A 23,141-nucleotide genomic window follows, 5' to 3' on the forward strand; every position below is an offset into this window, starting at 1 on the left:
GCGCGGGCCTTCCCTCTGAGACTAGACCGAATGGGCGGCGTTCTTGTCTTCGGGGCTCTGGTCTTCCGGACTCTCGCCTTCCGGGCTCTGGTCTTCAGGGCCTAGTGCGCGCGGGGTGTCATCGTCCACGCTCGCATTTATCGCGCCAGGGCCCGCCACGTCCGTACTCGCCGCGCTGGCGAACCAGGCGGCAAGGCGCGGATGGGCCCACACCGGCGCCACCGCGGTGCGCGGAATCGGACTCATGCTGCCCGGCGCCAGGTGTCCTCCCGGAAAGTGAAAGTCGCTGCCCAGCGATCCGTACAGGTCGCGCTCCATCAACTGTCGCGCCAGGTCCCGGGTGACATCCGGGTTCTGGAAGCCGCTGACCAGCTCCGCCGCCTGGCCCCCCGCCCGACAGAACTCGTCGAGCAGCAGGCCGCGCTTGCGCCGGGTCAGCTTGTAGCGAAGGGGATGAGCCAGCACCGCCACGCCGCCGCTGTCGAGGATCCACTCCACCACCTCGGACAGGTAGGGCCAATGCGACTTCACGTCGCCGATCTTGCCGTTGCCAAGATACTTGCTGAAGGCCCCGGACAGATCCGCCACCAGCCCTTCTGCCACCATCACGTGGGCGAAGTCGGGGCGATTGAGCGGCCGGTCGCTGCCGGCCCAGGCACGCGCCTTGGCCAGCCCGTCGCTCAGGCCGATGCGCTCGAGTCGCCGGGCAATGGTCTCGGCACGCTTCTCGCGGGCGATGGCCTGCTCGGCAAGGCCGGCCTCCAGCATGGCCCCCGGCCCCGACGGCAACAGCCCGACCACATGGATATTGAGTCCCCGCCACTGACAGGACAGTTCGCTGGCGGGCAGCACCGACAGCCCAAGCTCGCGGGCGCAAAGGTCGGCCTCGGCGACCCCCTCGAGGCTGTCATGGTCGGTCAGGGCGATATGCGAAAGCCCCTTGGCGTGGCACAGCGTCACCAGTTCCGACGGCGCAAGAGCGCCGTCGGAAGCGGTCGAGTGCATATGCAGATCGATGGCGAGGGCCGTGCCCTCGAAGGACTCAGGAAGGGCTGGCATGGGACAGGAAACTGGCTCCTCGACATGACGCCGGGCGGCGACTTTGACAGAATATGGCCTCCATGGTGCGCGTGGCGCCTGCCGCGGTCAATGCTGGTCGCGTCGCGCATGCGCCTCCCCGAGCCGGGTGATCGTCATCCAGGATGCCATAGAGCGGCATCCGACCGCCCGGCGAGTCCGCCCGGGCCAACGTCAACCGGGCCCTATCGAGGAACTATCGATGCTCTACGCGATCATCAGCGAAGATGTGGACAACAGCCTGGAACGTCGACTGGCCGCCCGGCCCGACCACCTGGCTCGACTCGAGGCCCTGCGCGATGAGGGACGCCTGGTGCTGGCCGGACCGCACCCGGCGGTGGACAGCGAAAATCCCGGAGACGCCGGCTTCAGCGGAAGCCTGGTGGTCGCCGAGTTCGACGACCTGGCCAGCGCCCAGGCCTGGGCCGATGCCGACCCCTACATGATCGCCGGCGTCTACGCGTCGGTCACCGTCAAGCCGTTCAAGAAGGTCCTGCCCTGAGGCGAGCCGAGTGCCTGCCCCGCGCACCTGGCGGGATCGCGGGCACCCTGCTTCTGGCACCTGTTCGTGGACAGGCGATGTCCTGGCTACCGTTCACGGACAGCCTGTTTGCACCGGGTTTGTTCACAGCCAGCTTGTTCACAGCCCGCTTGTTCACAGAGTCTGTGGAAAAGTCTGTTGAAACGCCGCGGACGCATTGCTGTAACCCTGTTGCCACGCCCTCGACAACAGAGTGATCAATTCTTGACCAGCCCCGCCAGCCGGAAATCTTCGACGTGACATCATCTCCAGATGGCCTCCCCGCCCTGACCGCCGCCACTACCGCCGAACTGGACTGGCGCGAGGACGACAGCGGAATCAGCCCTCACTCCCGTGCCTTCGACGATGTGTACTTCTCGCGCCACGACGGTCGCGCCGAGACCGAGCACGTGTTTATCGCCGCCAACCGGCTGCCCCAGCGCTTTGCCGCCTGGCACGAGCAGCGCCCCTTCGTGATCGGTGAAACGGGCTTCGGCACCGGGCTCAACGTGCTGTGCGCCTGGCACAGCTTCGAGGCGCTGGCGCCCCCCCGGGCACGGCTGCACATCGTCTCCACCGAGCGCTATCCGATGAGCGCCGAGGATCTGACTCGGGCCCTGGCAGGCCAGCCGGATCTGGCCGACAAGGCGGCGGCGTTGATTCGCCAATGGCCGGCGGCGGTCACCGGGGTGCATCGACTGGTGCTGTCGCCCCGGGTCATTCTCGATCTGCACCTGGGTGACAGCAGCGAACGCCTTGCGCTGCTCGACGGCCTGGTGGACGCCTGGTTCCTCGACGGCTTCGCCCCGTCGAAGAATCCCGAGATGTGGCAGCCTGCACTGTTCGCCGCGATGGCGGCGCACTCCCGTCCTGGCGCCACCTTCGCTACTTTCACCTGCGCCGGTATCGTCAAGCGCGGGCTCAAGGCCGCCGGCTTCACCTGGCGCAAGGTACCGGGCCACGGACGCAAGCGCGAGATGCTCGCCGGCGAGATCGACACGCCTCCCGACGATACCGGCAGACGTCACACCCCCTGGTTTCTCCCCCCTGAGGCGCGACCCTGTCGGCGCGTGGCCATCGTCGGCGCGGGCATCGCCGGCTGCAGCGCCGCCGAGGCACTGGCCCGACGCGGTGTCGAGGTCACATTGATCGACGCCGCACGCCCCGGCAGCGGAGGCTCCGGCAATGTCCAGGGCGCGCTATACGTGAAGCTCGCCGCCGACACCAACCACCAGAGCCGGGTCTATCTGGGCGGGCTGCTCTACAGCCAGCGCTGGCTCGCCCGGCTCGACCCCGAGCAGCGCCTGTGGTCGCCCTGTGGCGTGCTGCAACTCGGTGCCAACGAGCGCGAGGCCCGTCGTCAGCGACGCTTTCTCGATCACCACGGCCTTCCCCACACGGTGGTGCGTGGCATCGACGCCGACGAGGCCTCCAGCCTCGCCGGGCTCTCGCTGCCCCACGGCGGCCTTTACTATCCGCTGGCAGGCTGGGCCAGGCCGCGCGAGCTGTGCGAGCAGCTCGCCCGCACGCCGGGGGTGACCTTCGTCCAGGCCAGCATCGACAGCATCGAGCCTCTGGAGGACGGCGGCTGGCGTCTTGTCGGCAGCCACGCCCTGAAGGGCGATCACTCCAGCGTCGCCATCGAGGTGGATCAGGTCATCGTCGCCGCCGCCTATCGCTCGGCTGACTTCAGCCAGGTCACTGGCCTGCCGCTGCAGGCGGTACGCGGCCAGGTCAGCCGCGCGCCCCTGGCGCTCGAGGCCCCGGCGCCGAAGCGAGTGGTCTGCGCCGGTGGCTACGTGGCACCGCCGCTGGATGGCGCGCTGACCTTCGGCGCGACCTTTGCCCCGGGGCGTAGCGACAACGACACCCTCGACGAAGACCACCGGGCCAATCTGGAGGAACTCGACAGGACCCTGCCGGGCTACCTCGACCAGCTGCGCCAGGCCGGCCACCCTCTGGCGATAGAGAACCTCGACGGTCGTGGCGGTGTGCGCTGCGCAAGCCCCGACAAGACGCCCTACGCTGGCCCGCTACCCGATCAGCCGGCATGGCTTCGCGACTACGCGGTGCTGGCCAAGGACGCCACCCGGGTGCCGGACGTCGCTGGCAGCCACCATCCCGGCCTGTGGATCAGCGCCGCCCACGGCTCACGGGGGCTGGCCAGCGCGCCGCTGTGTGCCGAACTGCTGGCTTCGCGCATCTGCGATGAACCGATGCCGCTGGAAGCCCCCCTGGCCGACCACCTGCACCCGGGGCGGCGGCTGATCCGCGATATCGTCCAGGGCAAGCGCCAGGGCTGACTCCAGGATGAGCACCAGAGCTTGCTCCAGGGCTGGACGCGTGCAGCAACGCCCAGACGCCGACGGCCCGCCTTGAAGGCGGCCCGTCGTCTTTTTCACCCGCCGCAGCAAGCGTCAGGCGGCCGGGGGCATCGGCAGATCAGATGTCTCCTTCTTCCTCGTCATCTGCGATGTCTCTGCCAAAGGATCGCCACTGGGCCAGGGTCAGCACCTCGGTGCTCTCGGTCTCCAGATCGTGGGCGATGATCAGCTCCGAGCGCTCGAGCTGGCCCTTGAGCTCCTTGACCCAACCATTCATGCCCTCTCCGGTGTCGGTGGTGTCGTAGCCCTGACGGGTGACGAAACTCTCGAGCAGGGCGTCCAGCGTCTCCCCGGGCAACATGCGATAGGGTACTTCGACGAAACGGCTCATGCTTGCTCCTCCGAACTCTCGGATTCCCACTCGTTAAGGCGCGCGAGGAAGGTCGCCTCGTCGATCACCTCGACCCCCGCCTGCTCGGCCTTGGCCAGTTTGCTGCCGGCACCGGGGCCGGCCACCAGGCAATGGGTCTTCTTCGACACGCTGCCAGCCACCTTGGCGCCCAGCGCCTGCAGGCGCGCCTTGCCCTCGTCCCTTGTCATGGTCTCCAGAGTACCGGTGAGCACCCAGGTCTGGCCTTCCAATGGCGTGGAGCGCTCGCCGACGTCGACCTCGTCCCAGTGCACCCCCGCGGCGATCAACGCCTCCAGCGTTTCGAGGTTGTGCGCCTGGTGGAAGAAGGTGGCGATATGGGCGGCCACCACCGGCCCCACGTCGTCCACCGCCTCCAGCGTTTCACGGTCGGCCTGCTTGAGGGCATCGAGGTTGCCGAAGTGGCTCGCCAGGTTGGCCGCGGTGGCCTCGCCGACCTCGCGGATACCCAGGGCGTAGATAAAGCGTGCCAGGGTGGTGGCCTTGGCCTTTTCCAGCGCCTCGACCAGATTGCTCGCCGACTTCTCGGCCATGCGCGGCAATTCTGCCAGTCGCTCGGCGGACAGGCTGAACAGGTCCGCCGGGGTCTTGACCCAGTCACGCTCGACCAGGGCATCGATCAGCTTGACGCCGAGGCCGTCGATGTCCATCGCCCGGCGCGAGGCGAAGTGCTTGAGCGCCTCCTTGCGCTGGGCGGCGCATACCAGCCCGCCGGAGCAGCGTGCCACCACCTCGCCCTCGATCCGCTCTATCTCGGACTCGCACACCGGGCAGCGCTCGGGAAAGACGATATCCTCGCCTTCGCCTGCCGCCTCGACCACCCTGACCACCTGGGGGATCACGTCGCCGGCGCGGCGAATGGCGACCCGGTCGCCGATGCGCACGCCAAGCCTCGCGATCTCGTCGGCGTTGTGCAGGGTGGCGTTGGACACCGTCACCCCGGCCACGCTGACCGGGTCGAGCCGTGCCACCGGGGTGATCGCCCCGGTGCGCCCCACCTGAAATTCCACGTCGGTGAGGGTCGTGGTCTGCTCCTGGGCCGGGAACTTGAAGGCGATGGCCCAGCGCGGCGCCCGCGAAACGAAGCCCAGCTCGCGCTGCAGGCGTAGCTCGTCGACCTTGATCACCACCCCGTCGATATCGACGTCCAGGCGCTCACGACGCTCCCCCAGGCGGCGGCAGTAGTCGATAACACCGTCCGCCCCCTTGACCACTTCGAGCTCGCGACTGACCGGCAGGCCGACCTCGGCCACCCGCTGCATCAGTTCGCTATGGGTGCTCGCGCCTCCATCGGGCTCAAGGCGCGCTACCTGGTAGCCACGGAATTCGAGTGGCCGCGTGGCGGTCACCCTGGGGTCGAGCTGGCGCAGGCTGCCGGCGGCGGCATTACGAGGATTGGCGAAGACCTTGCTGCCCTGCTCACGGGCACGCTCGTTCATCGCCTCGAACTCCTGGTGACGCATGATGACCTCGCCGCGCACCTCCATCAGCGTCGGCGGCGTCTCGCCCCGAAGGCGCAGCGGAATGGACTTCAGCGTCTTCAGATTGGACAGGATGCCCTCGCCGGTACGGCCGTCGCCACGTGTGGCACCGCTGACCAGCACACCGTCTTGGTAGACCAGCGAGACCGCAGCGCCGTCGAACTTGGGCTCACAGGAGAACGACAGTGCCTCGGCGTCCAGCTCCATACGCTCGGCCACCCGCTTGACGAAAGCTCGTATCTCATCGTCATCGAAGGCGTTGTCCAGCGACAGCATGGGCAGCGCGTGGGTCACCTCGGGGAAGCCGTCGGCGGGCTTGGCACCGACCCGCTGGGTCGGCGAGTCGGGGCTCGCAAGCTCGGGATGGGCCTGTTCGAGCTCCGTCAGCCGACGCAGCAGCCGGTCGTACTCGGCGTCGGGCAGGCGCGGGTCGTCGAGCACGTGATAGCGGTAGTTGGCGTCATCGAGTTCGGTGCGAAGCCGCGCGACCTCGTCACGGGTCGAAGCATCGGTGGTCATGTAAACCCTTGTCCTGGCGAAGTGCGAAGTGCTGATGATCAGCCATTCTACCCCATGCCCGCCGGGAGAAAACCGCCAGACATCACCGCCCCCGACAGGCAAGCCCGGTCCGCCCCATCAAGACACAGAAGGCAAACGCAGACGGCCCCGTGTCTCCACGGGGCCGTCGCGTACCAGGCAGCGCCTGCGCGGTCAGTTCACCTGATAACGATGCAGGCGGTGGCGGCGCTCGAACTCCTGCACCCGCTGGCGGGCAAACTCCACGGTCTGGGCGGTCATCACGCTGTGATTCTCGTCCTTCAGCTCACCCCCCATATGGCGCACGATCACCATCGCGGTCTCGACCATGGCCTCGAAGGCCGCCGAGCTGTCCTTGGCGCTGGGCAGCGGCATCAGCAGGGTGATGCCAGGTGTGGTGAAGTCGTCCATGGCTTCGATCGGGAAGGTCCCGGGCTTGAGCACGTTGACCATGGAGAACTGCAGGGCGCTGCCCTCATCCTCGGTCTCGAAGCGATGGAAGATGCCCATGTCTCGGCTGTAGCGCAAACCGCAGGCCATCATCAGCTCCAGCAGGGTCGTGCCAGGGAAGCCGTCCTCGTCACGGGACATCACGCTGATGACGATGATTTCCTCGGCATTGCTCAGGCTGTCACGGGCATGCTCGGCGTTGACGTCGTGGCGCAGGGCCTTCTCGAGCACCGGATGGGTGCGCACCCTGGAGTCTTCGACATTGGCGTCCGCTGCTTCGTTAAATGCGGCTTCGTCATACGCGGCTTCGTCGTACGTGGCATCGTCGAACGAGGCTTCGTCTTCCATCGACGAGGCGCCACGCTGATCGGCAGCGGCCTGCCTGGCAAGCAAGGCTTCCTGACGGCGGCGCTCGGCCTCCTCCTGACGCAGCCCTTCTTCCTGCTGCCGCTGACGCTGCTGTTCGGCCTGATGCTGTGCCTGTTCGGCCTGCCGGCGAGCTTCTTCCTCGGCCTTGAGCTTGGCTTGTTCGGCCTTCTGCTCGGCCTTGAGCCGTGCCTTCTCGGCTCTTTCCTTCTCACGCTTCTCGCGTTCGATACGCTTCTGTTCCCGGCGCTCTCCCAGCGACTTCTGCAGCGAAGCGCCAAAACGATGCACGGAGGACCCCATGCGACGAGAGCGATCCTTCAACGAATCTCCCATCCCCTCGAAGTCCACCAGACGATACTGATCTTCGTCGAATTCTTCGTGGTCCTGTGGATCCGCCGCCAGAGACGGCATGGCAGCGTCGCCGGGCTCGCTGGCGACGTCATCGTCACGACGCGCGCTCAAGCTGGGCTCGCGGCGCCCATCACCCGCGTCGGCGACATCGTCACGCACCGCGTGTTCGTCCTGGGCAGTCTTGCCGGTGGAGGCGTCAGCGTCCACCGGAGCGTCCATCGTCGTCTCGCTGGTGGCCCTTGGCTCCTCGCGGCTGTCGGCCGCCATGGGCTCGTCGGTCAGGGAGGACTGCTCGGCCACTTCTTCAGCGTTCGGGGCCTGCGCGGGCGCTTGATCGACCCGCACCGACGGCTCTGCCTGTGCTGGAGTCGGTTCTGCCTGTGCTGGAGTCGGTTCTGCCTCGGCGGGCGCTTGTTCTGCACCCTCTTCTACACCCTCTGCCTGGGTGGGCTGCTCGGCCCGGGCTTCAGGTGCCGGCTGACTGGCTCGCGGGGCAACGGTGTCCGCCGGCCGGTCATTGGTCGACGATCCATCGGCGCGCTGGCTGTCCCCAGCCTCCTGAGCGCGACTGGCCTGACTGGAGCGGAATTCGGACAACACCCGGGATGGCCCGGGGTGCTCCTGGCGCTGCAGCTTGGGCTTGGGCTGAACATTGGAGAAGTCCGCAGGCCTGACGACCCTGGCCCCTCCATTGGGCAGCTCCCAGTTGATTTCTTCCTGGCGCGCACGCTCCTCGGGGTCGTCCTCTACCGAGGCCACCTCCCGACGCTCTGGCGCGCTGGGTCCGGGGCTCGCCGCCATGGCGGGTTCCTGATCATGGCGACTGCCATGACCACTGCCATAGCCGCTTTCGTAGCTACCGTAGCCACTATCGAGGACGTCTCCCTGCACCTCATCAAGGCGGGGAGTGCGACGTTGGCGCTGGAGGCGACGCGCCCCATCGATAACGATGAGGGTCACCAGTGCCAGCCCCAGAATGATCAGCCACTCTCTTAGTTCCATGGGTCGTCATGCCTTTGCTAAGGCGCCATGCCTGATGGTTGTCCGTCAACAGCATAGCGTGATTGCGAAAAAAAGGGCCACTTTTTTTATTTGTCAAGCGCCGGATTTTCTCCGGTCTTCTCGACAGTGCCCTTCGCATTCGCCCTTCCAACTCCCTTTGCTTACCTTGCCATGCAGTATCATGGTCTTACTTGGTAACCCTATTATAACCACCTTTCAAGTGCATCATGCTTCTGCCAGCGCGGCCGCCTCGTCCACGCCCACCGAGACCAGTCGCGAGACGCCAGGTTCCTGCATCGTCACACCCATCAGTCGTTCACCGGCCTCCATGGCGATCTTGTTATGGGTGATATAGATGAACTGAACGCTCTCGGACATTTCCTTCACCAGCTTGGCATAGCGCCCGACATTGGCATCGTCCAGGGGCGCATCCACCTCGTCGAGCATACAGAACGGCGCCGGGTTCAACTGAAAGATGGCGAATACCATGGACAACGCCGTCAGTGCTTTTTCTCCCCCGGACAGCAAATGAATCGTGCTGTTCTTCTTGCCCGGAGGTCGCGCCATGATGGCCACCCCGGTTTCCAGCAAATCATCGCCTGTCAGGGTCAACCATGCGGTTCCACCACCGAAGACTCGCGGGAAAAGCGACTGCAGGCCGGCATTGACCCGCTCAAAGGTATCGCGGAATCGCATCCGCGTCTCCTGATCAATACGTCGGATCGCCTTGTCCAGGGTTTCGAGGGCCTCGTTCAGCTCGGCCTGCTGCGCTTCGAGATAGTCGCGCCGCTCGGCCTGCTGCTCGTACTCCTCGATGGCGGCCAGGTTGATCGCCCCCAGCCGGCGAATCTTCTCGCCCAGCTCCTCCAGCCGGGTCTGCCAGGCGGACTCGGTGGCATTGGGGTCCAGCCCTTCTGTCAGAGCCTCGGCATCGTGGCCAAGTTCCCTGAGCTGCTCATCCTGGGTCTCGGCCTTCAGCGCCAATGCCTGAACCTGCATACGCGCCTCCTGCAGACGCTCGCGCACGCCATCGAGATTTCGCTCGTGGCTCTGCCGCGCCTGCTCGTCGTCGCGCAGGCGCTCGACCAGCGCCGCCGCCCGTGCCCGCGACTCATTGAGCTGGCGCTCCTCCTGCTCGCGCCGGTGCAACAGCTCATCGAGACGCTCGCGACGTTCCTCATCCGGCTCATGCAGCCCCTCACGCGCTTCCTCGAGTTCGGCCACCCGCTCCTCCAGGCGTGAGCGGGTATCCCCCGCGCGCCCCTGCTGCTCGGCCAGGCCAGCACGCTCGGTGGTCAACCGCTGGTGCTCCAGGGTGAGCTGCTGGGAGCGCTCGCTCAGCGGACGCTGGCGGGTACGCAGCGAGGCCAGCCGCTCGCGCGCCTGGGTGCGCTCGCGCTCGAGACGCTCGCGTACCTCGGCGCCCTCTTCCAGCCGAGCCATGGCGCTCTGCCACTGCTCGCGCATTTCCTCGATGGCCAGCCGCGCTTCCTCGTCGGCTTCGGCCAGGCCCTCGAGCTCCTCGTGGATCTCCGCGCCGCGACTGGACAGATGCTCAAGCCGGCTGGCCAGACCATTGTCCTGGACCGCCAGTTGCTGACGCGCCTGATCCAGCTCACGCTCCGACAACCGCAGTTGCTCGAGCCCCTGCTCGGCCTGATCGACCAACGCCTGGGCACCTTCACGGGCCTGCTCGACGGACGCCAGCCGCTGTTCCTGCTCTGCCAGGGCGGCACTTGCCTCGTCCAGCCGGGCACGGCTCACCAGCAACGCATCCGGCCCATCTCCCTCGCCCCGCTGGCGCGCCCAACCAGGGCCTAGCCACAGGCCGTCGGCGGTCACCAGGCTGGCCCCCGCCTCGAGCCGATCCTGTGCCTGCCAGGCCTCGTCACGGGAGGCCGCACAGCGAATGCCGGCGAGCCACTGCGCGGCCGCACCGGCGCCCTTGACCCTCGCCGCCAGGCTGTCGCCGGCAGCGTCGACGCTGGCCTCTGAATCGAGCAGTGCCAGTTCGGCGGCAAGCGGCGAGGCCATCACCTCACGACAGTGACTCGACGACGCCATGCGGGCCCTGAGCCAAGGACCCAGCACCCAGGACACCGTCTCCTCCCAGCCGGGCTCGACATTCAGGCATTCGCCCAGGCGTGGCGCCTCGGCAAGGCCATGCTCGGCCAGGTGCCGGTCCAGGCTTTCGTCGTGGTCGGCCAGGGCCGCCTCGATCAGCGCCTCCAGCGAGGCGATCTCGCCACCCAGGGCGCTGTGACGGGCAAGCGCCTGCTCGCGCGCGCGGTCATGTTCGACAACCTCGCGACGGTTGGCGTCGCGCTGCTCGATCAGCCGTTCACGACGCTCCTCGAGCTCCTCGGCGCGGGCCTCGTGCTCGGCCAGCTGACTCTTCACTTCTTCGCGCTGAGCGCTGAGGCCGGCCAGGTCCGGCAATTCATCGAGCTGCTGACGGCGTTTGGCACGGTCGGCGGCGATGCGCTCGAGCCGAGCTTCCAGCTCACGCAGTCGGTCCTGGGTGCGTTCAGCCTCGTGGCTGTCGCTGCGCCAGCGTTCGTTGAAGGCCTCCCATTCGGCGTCGGCCTCCTCCACCGCGGGCTCGGCCTCCTCCAGCGCCGCTTCCAGCTCGGCCAGTTGCTCTGCCAGTTCTTCCTGCTCGGGGCCCAGGGTCTCCAGGCGATCCTCGAGGGCCAGCAGGCGCTGACTGTCGTCCTCGCCGAGACGATCGAGCTCTTCGAGCTCGCGGCGGGCACTCTCGAGATCCCGCGCCAGCTGCTGATCCCGGGAGCGGGTGTGTTCGAGCTCCTGCTCGAGGCGGGCGATGGCAGTGGTGGTCTCGTAAAAGCGTGCCTGGCGCTGGTCGAGCTCAGAGGCCAGGCCATCGTGCTCGGCGCGGGCCTCTTCCAGCCGGGTCTCGCACTGGCGCATGCCGAGCACCTCGCGCTCCACCGCGGTCTCGAGCTCGCGCACCCGGGTGTCCTGCTCGGTCTGGGCGGCACGCAAGGCGCGTCCGCGCAGCAGTGCGAGTTCGCCCTTGACCCGGTGCTCTTCTTCTTTCAACGACTGGTAGCGTCTGGCCGCCTCGGCCTGACGCTTGAGCCGCTCGAGCTGCTTGTCCAGCTCCTCACGGATATCGTCGAGCCGGTCCAGGTTCTCCTGGGTGCGACGCATGCGATTTTCGGTCTCGCGACGGCGCTCCTTGTACTTGGAGATACCGGCGGCCTCTTCCAGGGTGGCGCGCAGCTCTTCGGGACGCGCCTCGATCAGCCGCGAGATCATGCCCTGGCCGATGATGGCGTAGGAGCGCGGCCCCAGGCCGGTGCCCAGGAACAGGTCGGCGATGTCGCGTCGGCGACACTTCTGGCCATTGAAGAAGTAGCTGGACTGGGCGTCCCGGGTGACCTGACGCTTGACCGAGATCTCGGCGTACTGGGCGTAGACCCCGCCCATGGTGCCGTCGCGGTTGTCGAAGGTCAGCTCGATGGAGGCCATGCCCACCGGCTTGCGCCCGGTGGAGCCGTTGAAGATGACGTCGGTCATCGACTCGCCACGCAGGGTCTTGGCCGAGGATTCGCCCATGACCCAGCGTACGGCGTCGATGATGTTCGACTTGCCGCAGCCGTTGGGACCGACGATGGCGGTCATGTTGCCGTCAAAGGGCACCGTGACCGGATCGACGAAGGACTTGAACCCGGCCAGCCGGATCGACGTCAGACGCATGGACTATTCAATCACTCGATCGATGATAAGCGCGACAGGATCCATGTCCGGGCCGCCTACTGCAACCCCTTGTCGTTCACCCATGAGATCGCCGGCCTGGGGCTGGGCCTGGCCGCTGGACGATACCCGCGCCAGCAGACGCACCTCATCGACCTGCGCGAGGCTTGCCATGGGCGACATGGCATCGCTGGCGTCAAGGGTCAGGCTGGCCGGCAGGTCGGCCAGGGTCAGGCGCTCGATGGCCAGCGGCGGCAGCTTGCCTTCGCTGTCCCGTGCCACCACGAACACCGTGGTCTCCGGCGCCAGACGCCCGACCAGTTCGTCGGCCAGCGACAGGCTGACCAGCACATTGCGCTCGCTCGCCGCAGGGGCCAGGCGTTGCTCGGCCTGGGCGACGCCCTGGCGCATGGCCTCGGACAACGGCGAGTCGTCTGCCGTCGACAGACCGCGCCGCCAGAAGCCCAGGGCGCCCTGGTAGTCGTCCTGCTGGAAGGCCTCGACCCCCAGAAACCACATGGCCGAGGGCAGATTCGGCGCCTCGCGACTGGCCTCCCGGGACAGCGCCAGAATGCGATCGTCGAGCCGCCCTTCGTTGATGAAGTACTGCATCTTGGCCAACTCGCCGATCCACCAGGGTGAACGCCCCTCCAGCGCAAGCACACGCTCGATGGCATCGCTGGCCTCGGCGTAGGCGCCGCTGTCGCGGTAAAGCGGATACAGCGTCTGCCACACGCGAGGGTTGTCGGGTTGGCTCTCGGCCTGCTGCTCGAGGCGCTGGATCATCAGCGCGAGGCTCGCCTCGGGGTCGTTGCGTACCTCTTCGATGGCCTGATACAGCACCAGGTCGCCCTCGGCGCCCTCCCAGCGGTACCACAGCACGCTGACCACCACCACCGCCACCAGCACCAGCGGCACCGCCAGCTTGCCCGCAGCGGCAGACTTCAGCGGTGAGCGCTTGAGCCGCTCGGTGTCATCGAGCAGGCTGCGCTGGAGTTCACTGAGATCCTCGTCGAAGCGTGCTGCGTCGATGTCTCCCCGAGACTTGGCCGCTTCCAGCGACGCCACCCGACGACGATAGACCGCCACGTTCTGGGCGGCGGCGTCATCGCTGTCCTCCAGCGCACGTTGCAGGCGTTCCACCTTCGCCGCACGGCGCAGGGGCAGGATCAGCAGCCAGGCCGCGAGCAGCAGCAGAACGGCAAAGGCCAGCCATAACAGGGTCATGCGGATCCCTCTCTATCGATCAGGTCGTCCAGGCGCGCCTGCTCCTCGGCGGACAGCCTGCGTACCTGGGTGCGTCGCCGTGAGCGGATGATCAGCCACAATACCAGGGCGCCGATGACGACCAGCGCGCCGGGCAGCCCCCACAGCAGCAGGGTGCGCCCCTCGAGACGCGGATTGTAGAGGACATAGTCGCCGAAGCGCTGGACCATGAAGTCGATGATCTCCTTGTCCGAGCGGCCGTCCTGAAGCTGGGCGTAGACCCGCTCGCGCATGTCGGCGGCGATCGGCGAGTTGGAGTCGCCGATGGCCTGGTTCTCGCACTTGGGGCAGCGCAGGGTGGCGGTCAGCTCCTGATAGCGCTTTTCGGTCACCGGGTTGTCGAAGCCGCGTACCTCGATGGCTTCCGCCCGAGCGTCGAGCGCAGCGACAAGCATCAACAGCGCCAGCACCATGCCCGCCAGCCAGCCAAGGCCCGAGCCAGGCAGGTTACGTGCACGGGCGCTGCGGTCGTCGCCGCTAGCGCGGGTGCGGGCGCTGGAGCTGATAGCGCGGGTGCGGGCGCTGATAGCGTTCGAGCCGCACAGATCGATCAACGCCATTTTTCCACCTCCGGCAAGATGATCTTCTCCACATCATCGGCGGTGATATAGCCGGTGTGGTGGTAGCGAATGATCCCCTCGGCGTCTACCAGGAAGGTCTCAGGAGCGCCGTAGACGCCGAGATCGAAGCCGAGGGTACCCTCGGGATCGAAGATATTGAACTCGAAGGGATTGCCGAACTGGGTCAGGAAGGCACGTCCCCTGGCCCTGCGCTCACCGTCGCTGGCACCTTCTTCCTTGTAGTCGACCCCGACCAGGCGTACCCCGCGCTCGGCCAGATCCAGAAGCTGCGGCATCTCCTGACGACAGGTCGGACACCAGCTACCCCAGACATTGACCAGGGAAAGCTCGCCGGACAGCGCGTCCTGGCTCACCTTGCGCTCGGGTTCCTCAAGGGTCGACAGCTCGAAGTCGGGGAACTCCCTGGCCATCAACGCGGATTCCCGTTCAAAGGGGTTGATCGACAGCCCCTGATAGAGAAAGATCCCGAGCGCCAGAAACAGCACCAGCGGCAACAGCAATAGAAATCGACGTTTCATGCACGGGTCTCCCTGGCCGTGACGACAATGACAGGAGCGAAGGCCATCGGCTGACGATCTTTCATGATGCACTGGCCTCCCTGGCCGTCACGACAGGTTCGGGCTCACGTACGCTCAAGCGGCGACGGTAGCGCCTGTCGGCGACGGCGATGATGCCACCGGCGGCCATCAGCAGTGCGCCCAGCCACAGCCAGCGCACGAAGGGCTTGATCTGCACCCTGAGCGCCCAGCTGCCATCGTCGAGCTCCTCGCCCATGGCCACGTAGAGGTCGTGGAACAGGCCAGGCCGCAGCGCCACCTGGGTCATCGGCATGCCGCGCGCGATGTACAGGCGCTTCTCCGGGTACATCTCGAAGCTTGCGCTGGCGCCCTCTCGGGTCACCTCGATGGTGGCCGCGTCGGAGACATAGTTCGGCCCACGACGCTCGTCCAGCGCCGTCATGTGAAAGCCGATTCCGTTGACCTCGACGCGGTCACCGACATTCATGCGCACGTTGCGCTCCACCGAATAGTTGGACACCAGGGCGACCCCGATGATGGTCACAGCAAGCCCCAGATGGCCGAGCACCATGCCCCAGTAGGCAGGCGTCAGGCGCTTGAGGGCGCCAAGGCGCGAGCCGGCTCGGGAGGTCTTGCCCCACAGGTCACGCACCAGCGACAGCACCAGCCACAGCGCCGCGACCAGGCCCAGCGACGCCTTCAGGTTCCACTGCCCGGTGTAGACCAGCGGCGCCGCCACGCCGATGACCAGAGCGCCGAGACCGGCGAACCACAGGCGGGTCAGCAGCTCGCGCCCGGCCATGCGCTTCCAGCGGGCGCTGGGGCCAAGCCCCATGAACACGCAAAGCAATACGGTCAGGGGCACGAACAGGGCGTTGAAGTAGGGAGGCCCCACGCTGATCTTGCCCAGGTTCAGCGCGTCGAGCAGCAGCGGATAGACGGTCCCGAGCAGCACCGTCACCGTCATCACCACCAGCAGGATGTTGTTGACCAGCAACAGGGCATCGCGGGATACCCAGTTGAAGCCGCCGGGCTGGCTGACCCGTGGCGCGCGCAGGGCGAAGATCAACAGTGACAGGCCCACGGTGATGCCCAGCAGCACCAGAATGAACAGGCCCCGCGAAGGATCATTGGCGAAGGCGTGCACCGAGGTCAGCACCCCTGAGCGCACCAGGAAGGTGCCCATCAGCGACAGCGAGAAGGTGGTGATCGCCAGCAGCACCGTCCAGCTCTTGAAGGTGCCGCGCTTTTCGGTCACCGCCAGGGAGTGGATCAGCGCGGTGCCGGCGAGCCAGGGCAGCAGCGAGGCGTTCTCTACCGGGTCCCAGAACCACCAGCCGCCCCAGCCCAGTTCGTAGTAGGCCCACCAGCTACCGAGCGCGATGCCGACGGTGAGAAAGGCCCAGGCGATATTGGTCCAGGGGCGCACCCAACGGGTCCAGGCGCTATCCAGGCGTCCGCCCAGCAGCGCAGCGATGGCAAAGGCGAAGACCACGCTGAAGCCCACGTAACCCATGTACAGCATCGGCGGATGGATGATCAGACCGACGTCCTGCAGCAGCGGATTGAGGTCGGCGCCGTCGGCGGGGATATTCGGCAGCGAACGCTCGAAGGGGTTGGAAGTGATCAGCACAAAGGCCAGAAAGCCCACGCTGACCAGCCCCATCACGCCGAGCACGCGCGCCACCATGTCCGGTGGCAGCCCCCGGGAGAAGCAGCCCACGGCGAAGGTCCAGACTCCGAGGATCAGGCTCCACAGCAGCACCGAGCCTTCGTGGTTGCCCCACACCGCGCTGAACTTGTAGTACCAGGGCAATAGCGAGTTGGCGTTGTTGGCGACGTTGACCACGCTGAAGTCGTCGAGCATGTAGCTCGCCGTCAGACAGCCGTAGGCGATCAACAGAAAGGCCAGCTGGCCCGCCGCCATCGGCCGCGCGTAGGCCATCCACAGCGGGCGCCGAGTGGCAGCCCCGGCCAGCGGCAGCACCGCCTGCACGCAGGCCATCAGCAGCGCCACGATCAGCGCGTAGTGTCCGATTTCCGGAATCATCTTGATCAGCATGGATTCACCTTGGCCCGCCTTCCGTCCGCGTCAGTCCACTGGCGCCTGGCTCTGCGACTGAATCGCGTGGGCCCATGGGCCCGGAACGCCTGCGTTATGGTCGATTGACCCTGTCCCCTTCTGGCTCGAAGAAGCGCCTTCGGCCCTGCCCCCTCGGGCAAACAAGGCCCCGCACCACGGAGCCCTGTTGTCGGGATACCTTTTTTGTCGATGCACGAAGCCTACTGCGACGTGCCTGGGCCCGCCTGCTTGTAGTCTGCCGGCGAATAGCCGGCGTCTTCCAATGCCTCGGCGACCTCGGGCGGCATATAGTTCTCGTCGTGCTTGGCCAGCACCTTGTCGGCCGCGATATAGCCGTCGCCGGTCAGTTCGCCGACCACCACCACGCCCTGCCCCTCGCGAAACAGGTCCGGCAGGATGCCGCTGTAGCGCACCTCGACATCGTCGACGTAGTCGGTCACCACGAAGCTGACGTCCAGGCTGTCACTGTCACGATGGACGCTGCCTTCCTTGACCATCCCGCCGGCACGTAGCTGCCGGTCCACGGGGGCTTCTCCGGCGGCAATCTGCACCGGGCTGAAGAACAGGTTGATGTTGGAGCGCAGGGCGTACAGCGTCAGTCCCACCGCCACCGCACACAGCGCCACCAGTCCAAGCACCAGCAGCATCTTATTTCGGCGTTTAGCCCTCATCTTGATCCTCCGAGGGGGAACTTGTGACCGCGGCGTCACGCCTCAGCCGGCGGCGCAAGGTGCGCCGAACACCGCGGCTTTCACCGCGAACCAGAATCACGCTCAACAGCAGAAAGCCCAGGGTCGCACCCCAGGCGGTCCACACATAGGGGCCGTGGCTGCCCATGCTGACCAGCTCGGCCAGCGATTCGAAAGCCATCATGGACGCTCCTCGAACAGCTCTTTCACCCAGCGCTTGTGGCCTTCACGGCGCAGGATCTCGGTACGGGTGCGGGTCAGGGTGAAGGCCGCGAAGAAGGCGTAGAATCCCAGCACCATGATCAACAGCGGCATCCACATCTCGACCGGCATCGCCGGGCGTTCGGTGATGGTGAAGCTGGCGGGCTGGTGCAAGGTGTTCCACCACTCCACCGAGTACTTGATGATGGGTATGTTGATCACCCCCACCATGGCCAGCACCGACGCCGCCTTGGCGCCGCTCTGGGGGCGGGCGAAGGCGCGCCGGATCAGCATCACGCCAAGATACAGAAACAGCAGGATCAGCATCGAGGTAAGGCGGGCGTCCCACTGCCACCAGGTGCCCCAGGTAGGCTTGCCCCAGACCGACCCCGACAGCAAGGCGATGGCGGTCATGGCGGCGCCCAGCGGCGCCATCATCGCTGCCGCCATGTCGGCGATCTTGATCTTCCAGACCATGAATACGAAGCCGGAGGCGGCCAGCGCCATGAAGATCGACTGGGCCAGGAAGGCCGCAGGCACGTGCACGTAGATGATGCGAAAGCTGTTGCCCTGCTGGTAGTCCGCCGGAGCGAAGGCCAGCCCCCAGACGCTGCCGACCAGGATCAGCGCCAGCGCCAGCGCCCAGCACCAGGGAGAGAGACGCGCGGCTATGCCGTAGAACCAGCGCGGCGATCCCAGCTTGTGAAAGAAGGCCCACATGAGCGTTGTACCTCGATCAACCTTGAATTCGTGATGGCCACGACGGCCCGATCAACCATGGATACTGATGCGCAGCGACGCGGCAATGGCCACAGGAGCCGCCATCAGCGCTACCGACAACAGCGCGCCGATCACCGCCAGGTGCCCAAGCCATTCCCCGCCGCCCAGCGCCGCGCCCATGGCGCCGGTGCCGAAGATCAGCACCGGCATGAAAAGTGGCAACACCAGAAGCGACAGCAGCATGCCACCACGCGCCAGCCCCACCGTCAGCCCTGCGCCGATGGCACCGATCAGGCTGATGCAGCCACTTCCCAGTGCCAGGGTCGCGCTCAGCGCCAGGTAGCTGCCCTGGGGCAATGCCAGCAGCACCCCCAGCAAGGGGGCCATCAACGCCAGCGGTAGCCCGGTGGTCAACCAGTGCACGGCGACCTTGGCCAGCACCAGCAACGACAGCGGGTGCGGTGCAAGCAACAGTTGCTCAAGGGTGCCGTCCTCGAAGTCGCCACGAAACAAGCCGTCCAGCGACAGCAGTGCCGACAGCAAGGCGGCCACCCACAACACGCCAGGGGCGATCAGCGCCAGGCGTTCGGGTTCCGGCGAGATCCCCAGTGGAAACAGGGTGATCACCATGGCGAAGAACACCAGCGGGGTCAGGGCGTCACCCGGTCGACGGGCGACCGCCGTCAAGTCACGGCGGAAGGTGGCAGCCATCGCGCGACCAAGGCCATCACCGGCCTCTCTGACCGGCTCGGCGGCTTCGATCGACCCAGACGTCGGCGTGTTCATGAAGCCACCTGTCGGTGTCCGTCCAGGGTCAGCCGGCGCACGCCAGGCACATTGGACAGCGGATGGTGGGTGGTGACCAGCACCGCGCCGCCGCTGGCGGCATGGTTGGCCAGGCGGCGCTCCAGGGCGGCCACGCCGGCCACATCGATCGCGGTAAAAGGTTCGTCCAGCACCCACAGGGCACGGCGACTCGACACCAGACGAGCCAGGGTCACCCGGCGCTTCTGGCCGGCCGATAGCTGGGCGGTGGGGACGTCCTCGAAGCCGGCCAGGCCGACTTCGGCCAGGGCCGCCTCGAGCTCGGCATCGGGGCGCCCCTCGCCCCCCAGCGCCTGATACCAACGCAGGTTTTCCAGGGCACTCAGGTTGGCCTTGATACCCGGGGCATGGCCCAGATACAGCAGGTTGGCCAGCAGGTCGGCGCGGGCGCGGGGCAGCGCCCGCCCCTGCCAGCGCACCTCTCCATCGACGTCGGCGATCTGGCCGCACAGGATCTTCAACAGCGTGGTCTTGCCACTGCCGTTGGGTCCCTCGACTCGGAGCACTTCCCCCGCCTTGAGGACAACATCCAATCCTCGAAACAACCAGCGGCCATCGCGCTCACAGGCCAGTTGTCGGGCTTCAAGACACAGACGCAAAGGGCACTCCACAACCAGGGACGGGGCAGCAAATCACGCACAGACTTTACACCGATTGCACTACCCGAACCAGACAGCCAGCGCAGCTGACAGCCGCAATCGCACAGGCAATGCACCTTTCGTTGATCCATGGCACTTGCACGAGCGGCGAGGCCTGCTATCTTTCACATACTGTATGAATCGACAGTATCAAGATCCCTCGACGTTGACACCAATCGCCACCCGCTACTCCATCCCGTGACAGCCCGACCCTCACAACAAGGGAGACCCCGCGCCATGGATATCGCGACCTGCCAGTTCCTCGAACGCCTGCCCAACCTGCCCATCGCCGACAGCTGGGCACCCGTCGACTCCACCTCGGATGCCCTGGTGGAGGTCCCCCTGCTGGGGCAGGTATCCGCCGGCATGCCGATCGAGGCCTGCCTGGACAACGCCACCCTGCAGGTGCCATCGCGCATGGTCAGGCGCAACACCTACGCCCTCAAGGTGTGCGGCAACTCGATGATCGATTGCAATATCTTCGACGGCGATGTGATCATCATCGAACGCCAGGAAAGCGCCGAGAACGGCGAAACGGCGGTGGTGATGATCAATGACCAGGAGGTCACCCTGAAAAAGCTCTATATCGAGAAGAATGGTGTTCGCCTGCAGCCGGCCAACGAGACCATGCCCCCGATCTACCTGAAGAACAGTGACATCCGTGTGCTGGGCCTTGTCATGGGTGTCGCCCGCCAGGAAGAAATGGCCGCCTGATGCGCTACCCGATACCCGAGCTTGCCCCCGGTGAGTGGCACGAAAGCGAGATCGAGGTGGAAAAGAGCCGCTTTATCGCCTGGGTGGCCCACGCCCCCAAGGTGGCGGACTTCGAAGCGCTGCTGGCCGAGGCTCGCAGGCAGCATCCCAATGCCAGCCATCATTGCAGCGCCTACATCGCAGGCCCGCCCGGGGAGCAGGTGCACATTGGCTTCTCCGATGACGGCGAGCCGGGCGGTACCGCCGGCCGACCGATGTTTCAGGCACTCGATGGCGATGGCATCGGCCAGGTGGGCGCGGTGGTGACCCGCTACTTCGGCGGCACCAAACTCGGGACCGGCGGACTCGCCCGCGCCTATACCCAGGCGCTGGTCACGGCGCTGGAAAGCCTGCCCAGGGGCGAATGCATCGAGCGCCGCCCACTCAAGATACGGGTCGACTTTGCCGGCGAGGCCGACGCCCGGCAGTGGTGCCAGGGGCAGGATATCCCGGTGCAGGCGGTCGACTACGGGGCCGAAGGCGTCACCTTGACCCTGGGCTGGCCCAGTGAACGGTCCACCGACCTGAGCGAGCTCAGCACTCGCCTGAAGGGCCGCATCGAGTCCCTGGACCATCAGGCAGGCTAGGCCCGCTCGATGCTAACGTCGTGGGAGCCTCCAGCCCCGTCTGTTCCGCCTCCGGGACCGGTCCGACGCGACCCCTGCTAAAGTGGCCTCTCCAGGACGGCGTGTTCGTCCTTGGTGAGAGCGTCCTCTCCAGACGAGACAGCGTCTTCACCGATATAGCGTCTGCGCTTGTCGGCCTTGAGCCGTGCCACGTCCACCACCACCAGGCCATCGATGCAGTAGCCGAAGGCGGTATCCACGCCGAAGGCCTTGAAGCTGACGCCGCCAGGTTCGGCCACCTCCACGTACTGCTTGTAGAGCGCCGGCACCCCCGCCCCCATGGCCTGCAGTGCGCCTTTCAAGCGCTGAAAGTCCTCGCCGGCATCGTTGCCGGCGAACAGCCGATCCGCCTCCTCGCGCCCGGCGCGCGACATCGTGCACACCGCCTTGGCCCGGATCGGGCTGTCACCGTCCCCGTGGTAGTGACGGTAGTAGCTGACCAGCAGGTCCTTGGCCAGGGGCGGTAGATGATTGGGAATGGTCACCGGCCCGAACAGCCAGCGCACCTCGGGATGATGGCGCAGGTAGGCGCCAAGACCATGCCAGAGATAGTCGAGACTGCGACGTCCCCAGTAGCGTGGCTGGACAAAGCTGCGGCCCAGCTCCAGCCCGTGGCGCCAGCGATCCATCGGCGCCTGTTCGAGATGAAAGATGGTGGCGCTGTAGAGCCCTTCGATGCCTTTGCTATCGAGGATGCGTCCGACCTCACCGAGACGATAGGCCCCGGCGATTTCCAGGTCACGATCGTCCCACAGCACCAGATGACGATAGTGCTCGTCGTACTCGTCCAGATCCCGCTTCCTGCCGGTGCCCTCGCCGACCCGGCGAAAGGCAATTTCGCGCAGCCGCCCGATCTCGCGCATCACCGCAGAGTCGGGACGATGGTCAAACAGCAGGATCTGCTTGCCGTCAGGCGTCCTGCCCAGCACCTCGGCGTCGACCAGCTCCTCACGCAGGTGCTGGCGATTTTCCGGATGGGCGATACCGGCCTCGGAGACAAACACGCCCTTGCGTCCCCGCCCCAGACGGTAGACGTGCTTGCGCAACAGCTTGAGCTTGGCGACGGTGGCCAGGTCCTCGCGGTCGAAGCGTGACAGCGGGATCTCGCCCCCCACCTTGAGCGTGATGTGCCGCCCTTTCTGGCGAAACATCTCGTGGGGCAACAGCAGCGTGCCCAGCGGCGAGTACAGCGAGGCCAACGAATAGAACAGCGAGGAGTTGCGACCACCCACGTGCACCGGCAGGATCGGCGCATTGGTGCGCCGGGCCGCGTGCAGGAAACCCGACAGCCAGTTGCCGTCCTTTACCCCCTTGGGTCCTGCCCGCGACACCTCGCCGGCGGGGAAGACGATCACCGCCTGTTCATCGTCGAGGGCATCAACGATGCCCTGCAGGCTCTTGCGAAAGCCCCTGCGCGACAGGTTGTCCACCGGCAGCAGCAACGGTGCCAACGGCGAAAGCTGCATCAACAGATCATTGGCGACGATCTTCACGTCAGGGCGTACATCCGCCACCATGCGTACCAGCGCCAGCCCATCCAGAGCACCGAGGGGATGATTGGCGACGATCACCACCCTGCCGGCGACCGGAATGTTGTCGCGATCACGCGACGACAGCGAATAGCCGAAGTTCAGCTGATCGAGCACCGCGTCGATGAACTCGAGCCCTCCGGCGCGGCGATGACGCTCGAGAAAGGCATTGATCTCGCGCTCGTGCACCAGCCCCTTGAGGCCGGCGCTCAACAGGCGGCGGCACCAGGCTGGCCAGCTCTGTGCCTTCGGCACCTTGGCCATCAAGGCCTTTTCGACATCGATCATGCCCGTCCTCCGTCGGTGGCAATAGCCGCCAGACTAGAAAGCGCGCATGACAGCACCGTGGCGATCGCGTGTAAGCGGGATGACGGGCTCGACCAGAGTCAGCTACAAAAGCAGCGCCCCCACCTGGCGGCGGGGGCGCTGCGTTCGGTCAAACCTGGGCTGC

The 23,141-nt window shown here is 66.4% G+C and carries 19 protein-coding genes; 4 read left to right on the plus strand and 15 right to left on the minus strand.

The genetic code is table 11. From position 1 onward, the window contains the following. Nucleotides 1–21 precede the first annotated feature (21 nt). Nucleotides 22–1,059, minus strand: a complete 1,038-nt coding sequence (locus tag NFG57_RS16745) for a PHP domain-containing protein (RefSeq protein WP_348814813.1) — start codon at nt 1,057–1,059, stop codon at nt 22–24. A 220-nt stretch (nt 1,060–1,279) separates the two neighbouring features. On the opposite strand from NFG57_RS16745, the gene NFG57_RS16750 reads away from it, so the two are divergent. Both NFG57_RS16750 and mnmC read left to right on the plus strand, forming a co-directional pair. Next, on the plus strand, nt 1,280–1,579 hold the full coding sequence (locus tag NFG57_RS16750; protein ID WP_045991104.1) for a YciI family protein: 300 nt from the start codon (nt 1,280–1,282) through the stop codon (nt 1,577–1,579). A 275-nt stretch (nt 1,580–1,854) separates the two neighbouring features. Next, complete coding sequence (gene mnmC / locus NFG57_RS16755) at nt 1,855–3,900, plus strand: bifunctional tRNA (5-methylaminomethyl-2-thiouridine)(34)-methyltransferase MnmD/FAD-dependent 5-carboxymethylaminomethyl-2-thiouridine(34) oxidoreductase MnmC (RefSeq protein ID WP_348814814.1); 2,046 nt, start codon at nt 1,855–1,857, stop codon at nt 3,898–3,900. Between the two features lie 139 nt (nt 3,901–4,039). On the opposite strand, the gene NFG57_RS16760 is transcribed toward mnmC, so the two are convergent. The 13 genes from NFG57_RS16760 to ccmA all read right to left on the minus strand — a co-directional run bounded on the left by NFG57_RS16760 (nt 4,040) and on the right by ccmA (nt 19,743). Next, the gene (locus NFG57_RS16760; RefSeq protein ID WP_108449937.1) at nt 4,040–4,312 is read right to left on the minus strand and encodes a YheU family protein; all 273 of its coding nucleotides are present in this window, start codon (nt 4,310–4,312) and stop codon (nt 4,040–4,042) included. Further along, nucleotides 4,309–6,351 carry an NAD-dependent DNA ligase LigA gene (ligA, locus tag NFG57_RS16765; RefSeq protein ID WP_348814815.1) on the minus strand — a complete coding sequence of 681 codons (2,043 nt, stop codon included), beginning with the start codon at nt 6,349–6,351 and terminating at the stop codon, nt 4,309–4,311. Before ligA ends, NFG57_RS16760 begins: the two co-directional genes overlap by 4 nt. Before the next feature lie 192 nt (nt 6,352–6,543). Then, nucleotides 6,544–8,541: a cell division protein ZipA gene (zipA, locus tag NFG57_RS16770; RefSeq protein WP_348814816.1), complete on the minus strand. Its 1,998-nt coding sequence runs from the start codon at nt 8,539–8,541 to the stop codon at nt 6,544–6,546. 225 nt (nt 8,542–8,766) lie between these two features. Continuing rightward, on the minus strand, nt 8,767–12,264 hold the full coding sequence (gene smc / locus NFG57_RS16775) for a chromosome segregation protein SMC (protein WP_348814817.1): 3,498 nt from the start codon (nt 12,262–12,264) through the stop codon (nt 8,767–8,769). A 3-nt stretch (nt 12,265–12,267) separates the two neighbouring features. After that, nucleotides 12,268–13,488: a c-type cytochrome biogenesis protein CcmI gene (gene ccmI, locus NFG57_RS16780; protein WP_108132331.1), complete on the minus strand. Its 1,221-nt coding sequence runs from the start codon at nt 13,486–13,488 to the stop codon at nt 12,268–12,270. Beyond that, nucleotides 13,485–14,087 (minus strand): cytochrome c-type biogenesis protein, encoded by a 603-nt coding sequence (locus tag NFG57_RS16785; RefSeq protein WP_348814818.1) that lies wholly within the window; start codon nt 14,085–14,087, stop codon nt 13,485–13,487. Before NFG57_RS16785 ends, ccmI begins: the two co-directional genes overlap by 4 nt. Further along, nucleotides 14,078–14,626, minus strand: coding sequence for a DsbE family thiol:disulfide interchange protein (locus tag NFG57_RS16790; protein ID WP_348814819.1), 549 nt, complete (start codon nt 14,624–14,626; stop codon nt 14,078–14,080). Before NFG57_RS16790 ends, NFG57_RS16785 begins: the two co-directional genes overlap by 10 nt. A gap of 61 nt (nt 14,627–14,687) precedes the next feature. Further along, nucleotides 14,688–16,688: a heme lyase CcmF/NrfE family subunit gene (locus NFG57_RS16795; protein ID WP_348814820.1), complete on the minus strand. Its 2,001-nt coding sequence runs from the start codon at nt 16,686–16,688 to the stop codon at nt 14,688–14,690. A 221-nt stretch (nt 16,689–16,909) separates the two neighbouring features. Next, a complete protein-coding gene (gene ccmE / locus NFG57_RS16800; RefSeq protein ID WP_045991113.1) occupies nt 16,910–17,380 on the minus strand; it encodes a cytochrome c maturation protein CcmE in 471 nt (156 codons plus the stop codon). Further along, nucleotides 17,370–17,582 carry a heme exporter protein CcmD gene (ccmD, locus tag NFG57_RS16805; protein ID WP_348814821.1) on the minus strand — a complete coding sequence of 71 codons (213 nt, stop codon included), beginning with the start codon at nt 17,580–17,582 and terminating at the stop codon, nt 17,370–17,372. The genes ccmE and ccmD overlap by 11 nt, the downstream gene beginning before the upstream one ends. Then, nucleotides 17,579–18,319 (minus strand): heme ABC transporter permease, encoded by a 741-nt coding sequence (locus NFG57_RS16810; RefSeq protein ID WP_045991114.1) that lies wholly within the window; start codon nt 18,317–18,319, stop codon nt 17,579–17,581. Before NFG57_RS16810 ends, ccmD begins: the two co-directional genes overlap by 4 nt. Nucleotides 18,320–18,370: 51 nt before the next feature. After that, the gene (ccmB, locus tag NFG57_RS16815) at nt 18,371–19,105 is read right to left on the minus strand and encodes a heme exporter protein CcmB (RefSeq protein WP_108449932.1); all 735 of its coding nucleotides are present in this window, start codon (nt 19,103–19,105) and stop codon (nt 18,371–18,373) included. After that, nucleotides 19,102–19,743 carry a cytochrome c biogenesis heme-transporting ATPase CcmA gene (ccmA, locus tag NFG57_RS16820; protein WP_108449931.1) on the minus strand — a complete coding sequence of 214 codons (642 nt, stop codon included), beginning with the start codon at nt 19,741–19,743 and terminating at the stop codon, nt 19,102–19,104. The genes ccmB and ccmA overlap by 4 nt, the downstream gene beginning before the upstream one ends. Nucleotides 19,744–20,019: 276 nt before the next feature. Between ccmA and lexA the strand changes: the two genes are divergently transcribed. Together lexA and NFG57_RS16830 are read left to right on the plus strand one after the other, a co-directional pair. Then, nucleotides 20,020–20,496 carry a transcriptional repressor LexA gene (lexA, locus tag NFG57_RS16825; RefSeq protein ID WP_045991117.1) on the plus strand — a complete coding sequence of 159 codons (477 nt, stop codon included), beginning with the start codon at nt 20,020–20,022 and terminating at the stop codon, nt 20,494–20,496. Then, nucleotides 20,496–21,122, plus strand: coding sequence for a YigZ family protein (locus tag NFG57_RS16830; protein ID WP_108132325.1), 627 nt, complete (start codon nt 20,496–20,498; stop codon nt 21,120–21,122). The genes lexA and NFG57_RS16830 overlap by 1 nt, the downstream gene beginning before the upstream one ends. 77 nt (nt 21,123–21,199) lie before the next feature. Here NFG57_RS16830 and NFG57_RS16835 read toward each other — a convergent pair whose 3' ends face one another. Next, a complete protein-coding gene (locus NFG57_RS16835) occupies nt 21,200–22,978 on the minus strand; it encodes a lysophospholipid acyltransferase family protein (protein WP_348814822.1) in 1,779 nt (592 codons plus the stop codon). Nucleotides 22,979–23,141 lie beyond the last annotated feature (163 nt).

It is taken from the genome of Halomonas sp. H10-59, assembly GCF_040070555.1.
Lineage (GTDB): Bacteria > Pseudomonadota > Gammaproteobacteria > Pseudomonadales > Halomonadaceae > Halomonas > Halomonas litopenaei.